This is a genomic window from Bacillus sp. AFS088145 (assembly GCF_002564465.1).
GTDB lineage: Bacteria > Bacillota > Bacilli > Bacillales > Bacillaceae_G > Gottfriedia.
The window spans coordinates 133,428-149,333 of the sequence record NZ_NUUX01000001.1; the positions used below are offsets into that span (position 1 = coordinate 133,428).

The following is a 15,906-nucleotide window of genomic DNA, read 5'->3' on the forward strand; positions in this document are numbered from 1 at the left end:
TAATAAAATTACAGTATACTCATTTAAAATTGAGTATGGTAGTCAACCTAATTTCATTAATTAGATCATACATTTTTAATCGTTTTTTATCTCAACTGTAATTTTTTTTATTACATTTTAAATATAAGGAGTGTGTAAAAGAATGGTGAATCTATATGTAACATCAAGTTGTACATCCTGTCGTAAAGCAAAAGCTTGGCTAGAGAAACATGATATTGATTATAGTGTGAAAAATATTATGAATGAATCTCTTACACTTGATGAAATTAAATCTATTCTTCGCATGACAGAAACTGGTACTGAAGAGATTATATCGAAAAAATCAAAAACGTTTCAGGAATTAAATATTAATATTGAATCGCTCCCACTTAATGAATTATATAAATTAATCATAAATAATCCCAAAATGTTGCGCCTGCCAATTATCCTAGACGAAAAAAGATTACAGGTCGGTTATAATGAAGAAGAAATTCGCAGTTTTCTTCCTCGTAAGCTACGAACATTCTCATACATTAAATCACAAAAAGTAGCTAATTAATAATTAAAAATGTCACTTTTCTAACAAATTGTATTACAGTACTAAATATAATCACGAAATATATAAAGAAATTAAAGGATTTTTAGGAGGCAGACAATGAATAGTGATTTCACTCTTGCCATTCATAGTTTAACTTATCTTGCGCTGCAGCCGGATCGGATGTCTACAAGTGATGCAATATCAGAGAGTGCCTGTGTCCATCCAGTTCGTATTCGTAAAGTGCTTAGTTTGTTAAAAAAGCATGGATTTATAAAATCGAAGGAAGGATCTGGTGGTGGATTTATTTTTGCCTTAGATTTAAATGAAGTTAATCTATGGGACATTTATATAATCACCTCTGAGGGGGCACTGCAGCCTAAGTGCACTGAATCAAATGAAAAGTGTGTTGTTGGGGCAAATATGCAAAATGTTCTTTTTACGATTTTCTTAGGTGCAGAAAAACATCTTGGGGAATTTTTAAAGCAATACAATATTAAGGACATTGTCGATCATATCAAATGTGAGAACTGAGCAGCTAAAACAGTGAAGGCTAAGCCTTCTTTTAATCGAAATGTAATAAAAAAAATTACAGTTCGATCTAAGAGCTGTAATAATCACAAATTTTTTAACTTATAAATCTAAATAAGAAGGTGGAAAAAATGAACTTAAATAATGATTCTATTTTAAAAACAGGTGACTGGGTAAAAGGTATATCAATGGGTGGTGAATTAGTTATAGGTTATGTTGAATCATTTAAAATTCATGATGAAATAGTAAAGGTAAATGTAATAACTTCAGATAACAAAACGACTGTTGGGAAAACCATTCACATGCTAAATAAAAACGTTATGAAAATGCCTGATTCGAAAGTGACAAACAAAGAACAGATTCGCTTTCTAATTGACGTGGCCCTCTCAACGGGGGATGAGGATTGGTTTAATGAGCTATCTTCTCAGTTAAACTCCATGAAGCAACTTGTTAATAGCGTAAAATAATGATTTATTAAAGGTTGTCTATTTAGACAGCCTTTTTTTTGTTTAAAAATCAACATTTTAGTTTAACAAAGCCTTGAATTATATTAGAGACCTTCCGATTAGACAGCCTTTCATATATTAGAGACAAGCACATTTTTTATATACAACTACACTAGTAATTCGATACATTTCAATCAATAAACCTAGTTTTTCAAAAGAGAAAGATTCCTACTTTATAACCAGTATCCCCCTTCTCTTCTTGAGAAAATTGAACTTCCTCTCCACCCGAACGATAAAAAAGACGTTCATATTGAAATTATTCATCATGAATCCTGCGAGTTAGAAAGTTTGAAACATAAAAAAACTGATCAAATCATTGACCAGTTTCAAATCATATTAATATTGAGTTAATTTATTCAATGGTGTTTGAATAATTAGTGGTTTTTTTGCAGGATCTAACCATTTTAAAATGGATACAACATTTGTTTTAGATGTGGCTGTACAGCCTGCAGTATATCCTGAAGATCCAGCTACGTGAAAAAAGATTGCACTACCTTTTCCAGGGGTTCTCGCAGTATTATAGTTAATAACAAATCCATAATCATATTGAGAAATATTCATCTTTTCGGCAGTTTTCCATCTACCGTTATTTTCTGATGCCAATTGCCAAGTATTATATAATTTACTAGTTGAATCATCTACAAATACATCATTTGAAGTAATTTTACGGTATGTCATTTTCGTTCCTGGATTTGAATATCTGCCGAATGCTGTTGAAATTGTATATTTCCCTTCAGGTGTTTCATAATCACCCTCATGCTTACTACTAATCATGCCGTTTTTACCGATCACACCTGAATATGTATGTAATTTTTTCCAACTAGTACCGCTTTTTTCAAATGTTTCAATTAAAACATTTCTTGTACTTTCATTTTCTGCTGACACAATGATTAATTGTTTTGAAGTACCTAAAGTTTTCATTTTATTTACGGTCGTGGCAGAAACTGTTGTTGGGGCTTTTTTAATATATTTACTTGAAACCCATCCAGTTTTTGTTCCACTTTTAATTTTATACCAAGAACCACTTGTGCTTGTTATCGTAACTTTCGCACCCTTTTTAAGTGTCCCAATTACTTTATAACTCGTACTAGGACCGCTTCTTACATTTAAAACTGATGCAGTTACTGTACCACTTATCGTCGCAGCTTCCACGGTTTTAATTGAACTCGGAGTAGTATTTCCATAGAATAAACCTCCAGTTAAAATTGATAGTGCCAAAGTTGTTTTGCAAATACTTTTAATCATTAAATCAGCTCCATTGTAAAGTAAATCTATATTCGAGCCTTTATTATACATAACTAACCTTACATAATAAGGACAATTTTATTACAATTTAATTAGTTTTATAACATTTCTCTAAAAATTGTAGAAATTATTAAAATTTTTTCGATACTATTTAAATTATAATCAATAATGGCAAAAAAAGAAGCCAATTTTAAATTTGGCTTCTTTTTTATTTATTAATGTCCTACCATCATTGAAGATTTTGACTCGTCAAGATCTTCTTTTGACGCATCTGCATCTTTCACTTTTGGTTTACGTAAAATAATTGCTAACAACGCTCCTACTAATGCGATCCCAGCAGCTAGTAAGAATGTATCACCAAATGCTGAAATCATTGCATTTAATGGATTCGTTGTTTTTGCCATATAATCCTTTGTACTAGAAGTTAAAAATCCAGCCATACCTGCTACTGCAAATGATACCATTACTTGCTGAGCAGCTGCAGTTAAAGGTGTTACACGACTTACTAAATGTCTTGGTGCAGATTGTAATACGTGTGTATTAATTGGCATCATAGATAATCCCATTCCAGCACCCATCATAGCAAGTGTTAACATAATAAATGTATTTGATGAGTCAACTGAAATTTTAGAGAAAATGAATAGTGCAGATGTGATAATTGTTAAACCAACTAACGCCATCGGTCTAGCACCAACTTTATCATACATTTTACCACCAATTGGCATCATTAAAGCTGATGCTAATGCTTGAGGTAACATAATTAAGCCCGTTTCAAATGCCCCATATTGTTTAACTGTTTGTAAAAATAATGGAACAATTAGGAAAGAACCAAATAAAGCAATTTGCATAATCCATGTAATTAAAATACTTCTAACAAAATCAGACGATTTAAATACACGTAATTCAAGTAAAGGTTGTTTTAGGCGAAGCTCAACAAAGATGAAAAGTAATAATGCAACTCCACCAACAATTAAACCTGTTAATGTTCCTTTTGAAGTCCAACTTGTTGAACTTTGACTAACTCCGTAAGCTAACATTGAAAAAGCGATTGGAGCAATGATTATACCTAATCCATCTAAAGCAGGTACTGATTTTGATTCAAAATTAGGTAAAAATTTAGAACCAACTATCATAGCAATAATACCTATTGGTAAATTAATTAGGAAAATCCAATGCCAAGTAGAATACTCTACGAACCATCCTGAGATAACCGGACCTAATGCAGGTGCAAGTAACATTGGAATTCCAAGCATCCCCATAATTGATCCAATTTTTTCTGGAGGAGCTAATCTAAAGATAATTGCCATACCGATTGGCGCAACCATACCTCCACCTATTCCTTGAATTACTCGGAATAAAATTAACTGTTCAGGTGTTTGTGCTACAGAACAAAGAACTGAACCGATTGTAAAAAACAAAATCGTTAATAAGAAAATTTTCTTTGCTCCAAAACGATCAGACATCCAGCCTGCAAGTGGTATAACAGCTGATAATGCCAATGTATATCCTGTAATCGTCCACTGCATTTTTGTTAAATCAGATTTAAAATATTCGGTAATTCCAGGTAATGCTACGTTTACTACCGTACTATCTAAAATAACCATGATCATACCTACGATTACTGCCATCATTGGACCGATAATCGTTTTTACGCTAAACGGCGTGTCAGCCGAGTTTTGCTGATTATTCATATATTATCCCCATTTCTTCTATCTATTTTTGTTAAGCTGTATTGAAACTCGTTCAAATTTTTCATTCTATTTATTAGTGCAAAAAACATATTTATGATAAAAGCGAAATTTGAACAGAAAGTCTATCATACAAAAAAACAATTAAAATGTAAATAGTAATTGTCCTTAATCCGAAAACAGTACTCACAATAAGTACAGTATATGTTTATTATATGTCCATTTCAAGTTTAATTTTTAATTATTTCTATTGATATTTTGTAAACCTGCTTTATTACTTCAAACAGAAAGTTTAAAATAAAACAAATAAAAAATAGCCCTTATGATTCTATTCACTGGGCTATTTTTTAATCACAATATTTTAATTATTTATTTTTAACATACTTCATCATTAGGTGAGCAATTGTATGTTGCTCTTGTTCATCTGCAACTTCCCAAAGGTCTTTTAAAATTTGTTCTTCTGCATTTTTTGGTTCAACTTCATTTGCTAAATAATTTCCTAAGCGATATGCCATTTCAGAAATAGCACCTTCACCAACACCTTTTTCACCTGTTGCATCTAAACGATCACCTAAAAAATCTTTCCATTGATCCCAGTTATCTAAAATTGACATCGTTTTTCACCTCATAATAATAGTTGTTGAAGATTACATAAATACTATTTACCTTTTTCGAAGTAATTATGTATGAATTATTATCCGGGTAATATTGTCAGAAAATTAAAATAAAAAAGAGCTAATCATTTTGCAAAATTAGCTCTTTTACTCATATTATTTTTTATTTTCGTTCATAAAAAATATCGCTAAGGTACCAGGCCCTGCATGAGCACCTATAGCAGACCCGATAGAATTAATAACAAATTCCTTACATCCAAATGTCTCTGCCATCGCATTTTTAATATCAATTGCTTTTTCTAGATCGTCACCGTGAGAAATACCAATTAATTGAGTTGATAAATTTGTACCTCGAGATTCCATAATTTCAAGGATTCTTTTTATCAATTTTTTTGAACCTCTAATTTTTTCAAGTGGAATTAACTTTCCATCTTCAACGTGTAAGATCGGTTTAATATTTAATAAATTGCCGACAAAACCAGCCATTTTACTCAAACGACCTCCACGCACCAAATATTGAAGATCATCAACTGTAAAGATATGTTCTATATGTTGTATACTATGTTTTATATCATTAACAACCTCTTCTTTTGTAGCTCCGTTCAACGCAAGCTTTGCAGCATTAACAGCAATTAGCCCTTGTCCGATTGATGCACTTTTTGTATCAAATATCTGTAAATCAAAATCAGGAAATTCCTCGTCAAACTCATTTTTTACCATTACTGCTGATTGATATGTACCTGAAAGTTCAGAAGAAAATGCAATATAGATACATGGTGTATTTTCTTTTGCATATTTAACGAAGGTATTATAAATATACTCATACGACGGAAGAGACGTTTTAAATACTTTTCCATTACGCATTTCATTAAATAAAGTCTTTGAATCCAATGTTAAACCATCAAAATATTCTTTTTCATCTTCTGAATAAACTCGTAGTGGAATGACATCAATATTATATTGTTCAATGATCTCCTTTGGTAAATCAGCCGCACTATCCGTTATTATTTTTAATTTCATCTAATCATACCTCTGTTTCAAAAAATTGGTTTATTCTATTTAAACTGATAAATTCTATTTTCGCACAAAATGCTTTTGCAGAGAAATAAAATGTTTTAATATAATTTTAATAATAATATTTGCTATTTACTGATATATACCTTCTTTTTATCCTATTCTTCACAAAAAATTATTAATTTACCATTCGAACTGTTTATTTGGATAATAGCCATATCGATATTCTAATTGATATTGATTTTTTTCATCTTCACTTCTTTTTTGGCGCAGTGCATAAATAATTAAAATGGATCCGAACACTTGTACCCAGCTACCAACAAGTAATAAATCATGACCTAAAATAATCTTATCACGTAGTAACGCCGCATTAGCAATACCGTCAATTAAAGCTCCTAAACCGATTAATTGATTGCCATAAGCCTCAATTTTATCTAGTTGCGTCCCCTCCATCAATGCTCCAGTTGTTTCAATTTGAGCACCAATTGATTGAATAATACCTCCTAGCGCGTTTAATCTAAAACCTTCTCTTTCCATTCCTTCAATTTCTAAATTTGTTGCAAATGTATTTGTAGCATTTCCGGCTGCTTGAATCCAAGCACCAATCATCATTGTTAATTCAAATTCTTTTTCTATTTCATTTTCATTTTCTTTTATTGCTCTCTCATATAATTTTTCTCTTCCAATTGCTTGAATGGTGTTGCCAAAAGCTTCGATCGCATTACCTTTAGCGAATAAACTTCTACCAAAGTTTTCGCTTACGATTTTTGTACTTGAAATACCAACTGCAGCCGTTGATGTACCAAATAATAAAAAATACGCACCAATTAGGGGTAAATCATCAACTAAATCCCTCACTTTGGCACCTCCATTCAAATAGTATTTAAATCAGTTTATTCAACTTTAAATTTAATTGACAATTAATATTGTTTTGATTAATATAATAACAATTAATATTTCGAAATTTAAAGGCTATGAAGAGAAAAGTAGTAAAGCTAAAATTATTTACAGAGAGCTCCTGTGTGCTGAAAAAGGAGTAATAATGAACTTTATGAAAAAAGACTTGGAGCTTCGTATGGAACTAAAGTTCACTTTAGGGATGGTACGACGGGTTCTCCCGTTATAGAGATAGGGTATAAGCATTCGTGCCGTACCTAAATAAGGTTGGTATGGTAACATATCAATAAACTGGGGTGGTACCACGAAGTTAACAAACTCTCGTCCTCAAGATGATTAAATCTTGGGGGTGGGAGTTTTTTTATTTGCAATTAGTAGGTTAAATAAAAATAATTTTGAGGTGAAAACATGCATTGGGCATATAAAATCGCAAATGAATTAATTGAAAAATATCCAAATAAAGAAACTTATGTATGTGCTTCTGGCATTAGCCCATCCGGGTCAGTCCACATTGGAAATTTTCGTGAGATCATAACCACTTATTTTGTTGTGAAAGCTTTAAATAATTTAGGTAAGAAAACAAGATTTATCTTTTCTTGGGATAATTATGATCGTTTTAGGAAAGTCCCGAATAATATTGATCCAACTTTTCATCATTATATAGGTAAAGCCTATTCAAATATCCCAGACCCATTTGGCTGTCACTCAACATTCGCTGAACACTTCGAAAAGGAATTTGAAAATTCCTTATCTGAACTAGGAATTGCGGTTGAGTTTATTTATCAAAGTAATGAATACAAATCTGGAAGATATAATAAAGACATTATACATGCTATCGAAAAAAGAAAAGAAATTTATGATATTTTAATGAAGTTCAAAACTAGTGTTCCAAATGAACGTGAACGTAATGATTTTTACCCTATTACGCTGTACTGTGAAAATTGCGAGAAAGATGATCCTTCAATTACTCATTATAATAGGGAAAGCAAAATGTTAAATTATACATGTCGTTGTGGATTTTCAAATCAATTATCTGTAGAGGTTGCAAACAATATTAAATTAAACTGGAAAATTGATTGGGCTATGAGGTGGATGAAAGAAGACGTTGTATTTGAACCTGGTGGACGAGATCATTCATCTGAAACCGGTAGTTACAATGTTTCAAAAGAAATTGCTAAAGCCATATTTGACTATGATGCACCTCATTATACACCTTATGAGTTTATTGGAATAAAAGGTCAAAATCAAAAAATGTCGAGCTCCTCTGGTAATTTAATAACCCCAGCCGAGTTATTGCAAATCTATTTACCAGAAGTGATTCTCTTTATGTTTGCTAAATATAAACCAATAGCAGCATTTAATATTGGTCTTGATGAAGATGTGATCAAAAACTATTCAGAATTTGAACAATATCAATCAAATTTTATCGATCAATCTTTACACGATTTAGCTATTTGCCAATCGGTCGAATTTGCACATATCGGCAAAATTGATCAAAAATATCCTAAGTTTAATCATATTGCTAGCATTCTGCCTCTTGTAAATTACAATGTAGATCTATTAAAAGACATATTTGTTAATCATGGAGAAACTTACTCAGCCATTGAAATAGAGAAAATTAGTCATATGGCTGAATATTGGATTAAAAAATACAATCCACAAAAAAATATAACGATGAACGAAAAACGAGCTTTTGAATTTTATCACTCTTTAACTGAAGAACAGCAATTTTGGTTGAAAAATTTATGTGACTATCTATTAAATAACGAGCCCCAAGATCAAACTGAATTAATGAAAGAATTATATTCGATTTGTTATCATGACGATAAAAAAATAATGAAAGCAAATCAAAAAAATTTTTTCACCATGATCTATCAGCTTGTTTTAAATAGAACAAGTGGGCCACCTATTCCATTGTTGTTTCGAGCAGTTAATAAAAATCAGCTAATTAATTTATTAAACTTCAACAAAGGTTAATTTAGCTAGCTAAAATAAAAATGGGACTAGAGCTTTTTACAATCTGAGTCCCATTTTTATTAATTTTTATTGAATACGATTTTTAAATGCTTCTTCTGTCACAATATAATCTTCTTCTCGATCTTCATGTTTACGGTCTTCGGGAGCGACTAGTGATCCTTTTGGATGAGTTGGTTCATGACCTTTTTTCTTATGATTAAAACTTTTACCTCTTGCCATTATAAAATCCTCCTTAGTTAAATCATCATTAATAATATGAGTATTTGGACTTTAACTTATAGATGGTAGATTATTACAAGGAAGAATTTTATTAGGCTCATTTTGATGATATGATATTGAAAAGGACTTAATTAAGCTAGAGGTATAAGATGAAAAAAGAATTTGCAATCATTATTTCAAATCATATTAAAAAATGGATGGTTTCAAATAATTCTTTCTTTAATATTGAAGAAATACCAACAACTTTTAATACATTACAGAATTTTCAACAATGGACAAACGGTAAACCGATTGTTTCAGCCTTTCATTTAAGTAAAGTCGAAGAAGAAAGTTATTATTTACTATTAATCGACTGGCATCGAAATGAAAATTTTTATTTAGTCATATATGTTGAAAATAAATCTACAACCGCTGCAGAAATAAGAGAAATTCGTGAGCAAGATGGACATTTTTCTTTGGTTTGGAAGTATAACCCATTAAAACGGGACGGTAAAAACGCTGAACGAAAAGCTTATTTCAAACAAGTATTTGGTTCACTTCAAGTAGAAATACCAATTCCGAGTAATTCTAATGAAGTTGAACGTTTTTTTAATGATCTCTACAGATTATGTAGAAACCGTCAAACAGCTGACAGGATTATTGATCTATATGATTTTTAAATTAAAAATGAGCACTCTAACAAAAGAAAAACCTTCTATATTCTAGAAGGTTCTTCACCGTTCAAATCTTCGTAACAAATAACACAATTTTTCCCGTTTAGTTTCCCTGTATACATAGCCTTATCAACGCGATTAATACTCTCAACTACACCTTTTTGCGGATTAAATTTAGCTAGTCAAAACGTCATCGTAACGTGTATGTTGAGACTTTCATACTGAAATTCGTGTTCCTCAATCGCAAATTTACAATAACTAACGTTTACTTTCAACCAACATCAAACAAAAACAAACCTAGTCCATTCTGAACTAGGTTTGTTTTGAAAATATTATATATTGTTAAAACATATTCTCATATATGTATTCTAAACATTAACAGAGTTTTGAAACTTTGCACTCTTTTTTAATAATAAGGGAGTTATTATAAAACCGATAATCATACCAGCCAAGTGACCAGTTAAACTAGTCGATGGGATAATTAATGAAGATAGTAATCCAATTCCTAAAAATGTTATGACAAACTTACGATCATCTGAAAAGAGCATCTTTTTTCTAAATAAGGTAATAAATAAATACATTCCTAAAAAAGCATAGCCTACACCGGATGCCCCTGTCTCAACTGTATTAGGAGAATAGTTAAAATTAATAATAAGTCCTGTAAGAATAACCGATAATAAATAAAATAATAAAAATTTAACTGAACCTAACGCTCTTTCTAATGGTCTACCTAAAATAATCATAAAGGTCATATTCATAAAAAAATGAGCGTAGCTCCCATGCATAAATGCATACGTAAAAAGTCTCCATATTTCACCTTGTTTTACTAATTCGTGCTCATATCCACCTAAATTGATGATATTTTCGATTCTATACCCACCTAAAAATGTCGTAATAATCGCTAATATAGTACATAAACCTACCATAATTGTTGTGATTGGATATTTCCTAATAAACGTTTTGAAGTCTTCTGTCACCAAAAACATCAATCTTCATCCCTTCTTGGAGCTATTATCAAGTTGTTATTTATATTTTCTAATTACTTAATTCGACATTTTTCTGTAAATTCCTATTCTCAAATAAAAAAATCATACAAAAATTTAAAGGCAGGAATAGGAATTACATGATAAAGGGTATTTTAAAAAGATTAAATGAAAGAAACAGCCATCATTATGGATTATTAATTCTTGGTCTATGTATCCTTCTTTACTCGCATTTTCAGCCCTATTCATTTGTTAATATTAAAGGATAGTATTTTTGAATGATTTTTAATGGAGTAAAAGTATTAATATATTTTGCACTTGTAAAAACAGCTACAAATTGATTTTTTGGTGAAATAATGATAAATTGGCCTCCGTAACCCATGGCAAAATAAATCGTTGAATCAAGATCCTTTAACTCATTATTTTCAAGCACCCACCAATGATAGGCATATGAACCAACATGCGGATATGTATGGAACTTCGCTTTTGTTGATTTTTCAATCCACTCACTTGAAATAATCTGTCTATTATTCCATTTTCCTTTTTGCATCATTAATATCCCAAGCTTAAGTAGATCATCTGTCGTTAAACTTAAGCCAAATCCTCCAATATTAATTCCTTTTGAATCCTCGTGCCAAATAAACTCTTTTATTCCTAACGGATCAAATAACATTCGTTTTGCAAAAGTAGATAGTTTTTCATTCATTACCATCTGAATAATTGAACTTAGTACTTGAGATGCTCCAGAATCATAAACCATTTTTTCACCTGGATGATTAACCATATCTTTTTCTAGGACATATTGGATCCAGTCTTCACTATTAATCATTGGAAATGGACGCCCACCCCATTCTCCCCACTCTTGCCAATCATATCCAGGTGTCATTGTGAGCAAATGTTCGATCGTAATTTCTCGTTTTTTCGATTCAATATTTGGAAAAAAATTAGAAATTGGTATATCAACACTTTCTATAAATCCTTTATCAATTGCAATTCCTATTAACATCGATAAAACACTTTTCGTAACGGAATTAATTTTGAATAGTTTTGTTTCGCTTTTTGAATTTTTATAAAAATTATATTTAATTTCTCCATTTTGATAAATAAGGCAAGTTGAAATGCGTTCTTTTTTTAATTCATTTTCGAAATTTACATAGTTCATTGAATTTGTTTTCAAATCATTTCTCCTTTCAAGTTGCTTTAGTAAGTTCCTTCTGTTTTAATCATTAGTTCTAAATATGTATATTTTTCATTCGTACAAATCAATTTTAAAACTTTGTCCCCTTTAAAACAAAATCGAGCTGCATTAGCAACTCTAAAATGATTTCTTTTACATCTTATATATTTTTAAAATTACCTTTAATCGAAACAAGTTTCTTTTTTAGGATTTTGATAATATTCAAACATTAATTGTAATTGAGAAACAGTATTTCGATTGAGAGATAGTTCTGGTAAATGCTCTTTTTCAAAGAAATCAATATCACTTGTTTCCGTTCCTATTGAGGGATTACCACCAACAATTTCACATTGTATAAATAATTTGTAGTAATGATATGAATGAGGTGGATGGTCATGCTTTGTCATGTCTAAAACTGCTAGTAGTTTCTTCACTTCAACTTCATAGCCTGATTCTTCAAAAATTTCTTTTACGACATTTTCTGAAGCTGATAATCCAACATCACAAAAACCACCTGGTAAAGACCATTTATTTTCTAGCTTTTCTTTTACTAATAATATTTTTCCGTTTTTAAAAACGACACCTCTAACATCAAGCTTTGGTGTGGGATACCCCCGTTCATTACGAAACAATCCCTCGATTTCCTCAATTTGTAATTCTGAATAATGATTTAAAATATCAGCACTTATGTGTCTTAGTTCTTCATACCTTTCTTTATCAAAGACATCTTTCGTAAAGGTCAATCCTGCTTGAGAAATTGCTTGGATTCTCTGTGCCCATTCTAGCCATTTTATACTCATAGGAATCCACATCCTTTTCTACTTTTAGGTAGTTTTATACTTTGTCCTAACTTTAGTTTACGCATAATTGCTTCTCGTTGACTTACTAAATGCCTATATAAAAAAAGAAAGCTCTAAAACCTTAGAGCTTTCAACTGTTGACAAACGCTCGCTTTCTTTGTTGCTTCGCCTGTTGAGCGGTGCTCCTTACCGCCTAAGGGTAACCCCGCTCTTCACCAGGCTTCGCGCCTCGAAAGACAAGCGCTTGCAATCAGTCTGAAAATCAACTTTTTGTACTTTGTCTATAATTAAACGATCGAATCTTCCATCGTTAAAACAACTGGACAATGATCACTTCCCATAATGTGGGAGTGAATTTCTGAATTTATTAATTCATTTTGTAGTCTATTTGAAATAATAAAATAATCAATACGCCATCCAATATTTCGTTCACGGACTTTTGCCATATAAGACCACCAACTATATGAACCTTCTTTAGTTGGATTTAAAAATCGAAAGCTGTCAGTAAATCCACTTTCTAATAATGCTGTCATTTTACCACGTTCTTCTTCCGTAAAGCCAGAATTCGTACGATTTGATTTTGGATTTGCTAAATCGATTGCATTATGTGCGACATTTAAATCCCCACATAAGATGACAGGTTTTTGTTCATCAAGCTTATTTAAATAGTTTTTAAAGTCATCTTCCCATTTTAATCTTATTGGTAATCTAGCTAAATCTCGTTGAGAATTAGGCGTATAAACATTTACCATATAAAATTTTTCGAATTCTAAAGTTAATACTCTTCCTTCTTGATCTTCTTCTTTACCGTTAAATCCAAAACTTACATTTAATGGTTTATGTTTCGTAAAAATTGCAGTACCTGAATAACCCTTTCTTATTGCAGAATGCCAATATTGATAATAACCGTCTAATTCCAAAGTTATTTGATCTTCTTGGCACTTCGTTTCTTGTATACAAAATAGATCCGCTTTTTCTTCATTAAAATAATCTAAAAATCCCTTTTGTACACATGCTCTTATTCCGTTTACATTCCATGATATTAATTTCATACTTTGTTCTCCAATTTACGTTTAGGTTTAGGTTTAGGTTTCGGTTTTACTAATGATGAACGATAATCAAACTGATGAATTTGCCCATGGTAAATTGAAGTTTTCTCATATAACTCTTCAAATGATGAGATTTCATATTCCTTCGTTAAATGAAGAAATATTTTCGCGCAAGCCTCCGCATCCGCTAATGCATGGTGATGATGCTCTAATAAAATATCGAATTGACTTGATAAAGTATCTAATGAATAACGAGATTGCTTTGGCAATACCTTCTTAGCAAGCTGCAGAGAACAGAGTAAATTATTTAAAACTGAAGGTATACCATATCTTGATAAATTATCTTTTAATGCATAACCATCAAATGGTAGATTATGCGCTACTAATGTTTTCCCCTCAATTTTATCTTTAATCGTTTCATAAAATTCTGGGAAAAGAGGTGCATCTTGTACATCTCTTGGCCTAATTCCGTGCACAGAAATATTCATCGAATAAAATTCTTCTTCAGGATTAATTAGAGAGTAAACTTGGTCAACAATTACTCCTTCTTCAACAAATACAAAGCCGGCAGCACAAATGCTATGTCGATTGTAATTTGCCGTTTCAAAATCGAACGCTACAAATGATTTCATATTAACTAACTTCCTCTATTTATATTATAAAACTATTATAATCTTTTTTATAAAAAGATGCATTTTTATAATAACGAAAAAAGTTCACATTTCCGCCATAATTTATTGTACAATAATAAGATTAATAATCTATTAGTTAGTAAGAATCAAAGGATGTTGAAAATGAATTTTGTAAAATTGATTGTTCAAATAAGCTTTCTTTACTTATTATTTTTTATTGGCAATCTAATTCAGCAACAATTACATCTGATCATTCCAGGAAGTATTATTGGTATGCTGTTATTATTTTGTTTACTATTTATACCATTTTTTAAGGAAAAATGGATTCGAAATGGGAGTAATTTTTTAAGTAAGCACTTAACACTTTTGTTTATTCCAGCTACTGTAGGAATAATGAATTATTCTTCAATTTTAAATTTTCACGGTTTCATTTCTATTATAATCGTATTAGTTAGTACCGCAGTTGTATTTACTATTACTGCAAGCATTAGTTCGTATCTTACTTCGAGAGCCCATAAAAAGCAAACAAATGATTTATTAATTGGGAGGGATACGAATGAAGGACATTAAAAGTTTACTCTTTATCCTCTTAACGATTTTGTGTTATATTCTTGCAAAAAAAATGTACGCCAAATTCACTTACTCATTACTGATTCCAATCGTTACTTCTACTACAGTTATTATCATCATTCTTGTAAATCTTCATATTACTTATGAATCGTATATGCTTGGAGGAAAATGGATTAATTTACTTTTAGGCCCTGCTGTTGTTTCTTTTGCCTATCCATTATACGAGCATCGATCAACATTAAAGAAACATTGTATTTCGATAATAGTTAGTGTAATGGCTGGAACAATTGTCGGTCTACTTTCGGGTGTATACTTATCACTTTGGCTCGGATTAAAAAAAATCATCCTGCTTTCATTAGCAGCAAAATCAGTTACAACCCCTTTAGCTATGGGCATCACTTCAATGATCGGTGGTATTCCGTCTTTAACTGTTGTATATGTCATGATTGCTGGTATTTCAGGATCCATGTTTGGTCCTGCAATTCTATCAAAACTTAAAATCGAACACCCTGTTGCGATTGGGGCTTCGTATGGAATATCATCACATGGAGTAGGTACAGCAAAAGCAGCAGAATATGGGAAAATTGAACAAGCTATAAGTTCAATAGCAATGACGCTTAGTGCGATATTTGCCTCTATTCTTATTCCATTTATCATAAAATTTATAATGAAATAAAACTCCCCACAAAGTACTTATTTTCCTTGTGGGATATTTTTTGATATTCACAGATTAGTATTTTTCAAAACATAAAAAGGTGTCTCAAAAGTACAATGACCTATGAGACACCATATTCAATATTTTTTTAATTTACCAAGGTCTTCCCCAACCCCATGGAC

Annotated in this window: 18 protein-coding genes and 1 other annotated feature; of the genes, 7 read left to right on the plus strand and 11 right to left on the minus strand. The window is 31.1% G+C overall.

The genetic code is table 11. The annotated features are described in order from the left end of the window. Positions 1 to 142 precede the first annotated feature (142 nt). The 3 genes from spxA to COI44_RS00545 all read left to right on the plus strand — a co-directional run bounded on the left by spxA (position 143) and on the right by COI44_RS00545 (position 1,512). The gene (spxA, locus tag COI44_RS00535) at positions 143 to 538 is read left to right on the plus strand and encodes a transcriptional regulator SpxA (RefSeq protein WP_098426193.1); all 396 of its coding nucleotides are present in this window, start codon (positions 143 to 145) and stop codon (positions 536 to 538) included. Between the two features lie 96 nt (positions 539 to 634). After that, positions 635 to 1,048 carry an RrF2 family transcriptional regulator gene (locus COI44_RS00540; protein WP_098426194.1) on the plus strand — a complete coding sequence of 138 codons (414 nt, stop codon included), beginning with the start codon at positions 635 to 637 and terminating at the stop codon, positions 1,046 to 1,048. 128 nt (positions 1,049 to 1,176) lie between these two features. Then, positions 1,177 to 1,512 carry an IDEAL domain-containing protein gene (locus COI44_RS00545; protein ID WP_098426195.1) on the plus strand — a complete coding sequence of 112 codons (336 nt, stop codon included), beginning with the start codon at positions 1,177 to 1,179 and terminating at the stop codon, positions 1,510 to 1,512. A 375-nt stretch (positions 1,513 to 1,887) separates the two neighbouring features. Here the strand turns inward: COI44_RS00545 and COI44_RS00550 are convergent, their stop codons facing one another. The 5 genes from COI44_RS00550 to COI44_RS00570 form a co-directional block, all read right to left on the minus strand. Continuing rightward, a complete protein-coding gene (locus COI44_RS00550) occupies positions 1,888 to 2,796 on the minus strand; it encodes an SH3 domain-containing protein (protein WP_179886960.1) in 909 nt (302 codons plus the stop codon). Between the two features lie 215 nt (positions 2,797 to 3,011). Further along, positions 3,012 to 4,487 carry an MDR family MFS transporter gene (locus COI44_RS00555; protein ID WP_098426197.1) on the minus strand — a complete coding sequence of 492 codons (1,476 nt, stop codon included), beginning with the start codon at positions 4,485 to 4,487 and terminating at the stop codon, positions 3,012 to 3,014. Positions 4,488 to 4,849: 362 nt separating this feature from the next. Further along, positions 4,850 to 5,098, minus strand: coding sequence for a DUF3243 domain-containing protein (locus COI44_RS00560; protein WP_056466188.1), 249 nt, complete (start codon positions 5,096 to 5,098; stop codon positions 4,850 to 4,852). A gap of 156 nt (positions 5,099 to 5,254) precedes the next feature. Next, positions 5,255 to 6,118: a DegV family protein gene (locus COI44_RS00565; RefSeq protein ID WP_098426198.1), complete on the minus strand. Its 864-nt coding sequence runs from the start codon at positions 6,116 to 6,118 to the stop codon at positions 5,255 to 5,257. A 177-nt stretch (positions 6,119 to 6,295) separates the two neighbouring features. After that, entirely contained in the window at positions 6,296 to 6,970 is a 675-nt protein-coding gene (locus COI44_RS00570; protein ID WP_098426199.1) for a DUF6944 family repetitive protein, read from the minus strand. Between the two features lie 107 nt (positions 6,971 to 7,077). Beyond that, positions 7,078 to 7,341 (plus strand) — a binding site (T-box leader). A gap of 76 nt (positions 7,342 to 7,417) precedes the next feature. Here COI44_RS00570 and lysS point away from each other — a divergent pair. After that, on the plus strand, positions 7,418 to 8,986 hold the full coding sequence (gene lysS, locus COI44_RS00575; RefSeq protein ID WP_098426200.1) for a lysine--tRNA ligase: 1,569 nt from the start codon (positions 7,418 to 7,420) through the stop codon (positions 8,984 to 8,986). A 66-nt stretch (positions 8,987 to 9,052) separates the two neighbouring features. Here lysS and COI44_RS23980 read toward each other — a convergent pair whose 3' ends face one another. After that, positions 9,053 to 9,205 carry a hypothetical protein gene (locus COI44_RS23980; protein ID WP_165347078.1) on the minus strand — a complete coding sequence of 51 codons (153 nt, stop codon included), beginning with the start codon at positions 9,203 to 9,205 and terminating at the stop codon, positions 9,053 to 9,055. Between the two features lie 149 nt (positions 9,206 to 9,354). Between COI44_RS23980 and COI44_RS00580 the strand changes: the two genes are divergently transcribed. Beyond that, a complete protein-coding gene (locus COI44_RS00580) occupies positions 9,355 to 9,864 on the plus strand; it encodes a hypothetical protein (protein WP_098426201.1) in 510 nt (169 codons plus the stop codon). A gap of 362 nt (positions 9,865 to 10,226) precedes the next feature. On the opposite strand, the gene COI44_RS00585 is transcribed toward COI44_RS00580, so the two are convergent. The 5 genes from COI44_RS00585 to COI44_RS00605 form a co-directional block, all read right to left on the minus strand. Then, positions 10,227 to 10,844, minus strand: coding sequence for a rhomboid family intramembrane serine protease (locus COI44_RS00585; RefSeq protein WP_098426202.1), 618 nt, complete (start codon positions 10,842 to 10,844; stop codon positions 10,227 to 10,229). 238 nt (positions 10,845 to 11,082) lie between these two features. Continuing rightward, positions 11,083 to 12,018 carry a serine hydrolase domain-containing protein gene (locus COI44_RS00590; protein WP_098426203.1) on the minus strand — a complete coding sequence of 312 codons (936 nt, stop codon included), beginning with the start codon at positions 12,016 to 12,018 and terminating at the stop codon, positions 11,083 to 11,085. Positions 12,019 to 12,200: 182 nt separating this feature from the next. Then, complete coding sequence (locus COI44_RS00595) at positions 12,201 to 12,818, minus strand: NUDIX hydrolase (RefSeq protein ID WP_098426204.1); 618 nt, start codon at positions 12,816 to 12,818, stop codon at positions 12,201 to 12,203. Between the two features lie 287 nt (positions 12,819 to 13,105). Continuing rightward, positions 13,106 to 13,870 (minus strand): exodeoxyribonuclease III, encoded by a 765-nt coding sequence (locus COI44_RS00600; RefSeq protein WP_098426205.1) that lies wholly within the window; start codon positions 13,868 to 13,870, stop codon positions 13,106 to 13,108. Beyond that, positions 13,867 to 14,499 carry a 3'-5' exonuclease gene (locus COI44_RS00605; RefSeq protein WP_098426206.1) on the minus strand — a complete coding sequence of 211 codons (633 nt, stop codon included), beginning with the start codon at positions 14,497 to 14,499 and terminating at the stop codon, positions 13,867 to 13,869. Before COI44_RS00605 ends, COI44_RS00600 begins: the two co-directional genes overlap by 4 nt. 162 nt (positions 14,500 to 14,661) lie before the next feature. On the opposite strand from COI44_RS00605, the gene COI44_RS00610 reads away from it, so the two are divergent. Next, positions 14,662 to 15,069, plus strand: a complete 408-nt coding sequence (locus tag COI44_RS00610) for a CidA/LrgA family protein (protein WP_176547365.1) — start codon at positions 14,662 to 14,664, stop codon at positions 15,067 to 15,069. Then, positions 15,056 to 15,745, plus strand: a complete 690-nt coding sequence (locus COI44_RS00615; RefSeq protein WP_286163684.1) for an LrgB family protein — start codon at positions 15,056 to 15,058, stop codon at positions 15,743 to 15,745. The genes COI44_RS00610 and COI44_RS00615 overlap by 14 nt, the downstream gene beginning before the upstream one ends. Positions 15,746 to 15,906 lie beyond the last annotated feature (161 nt).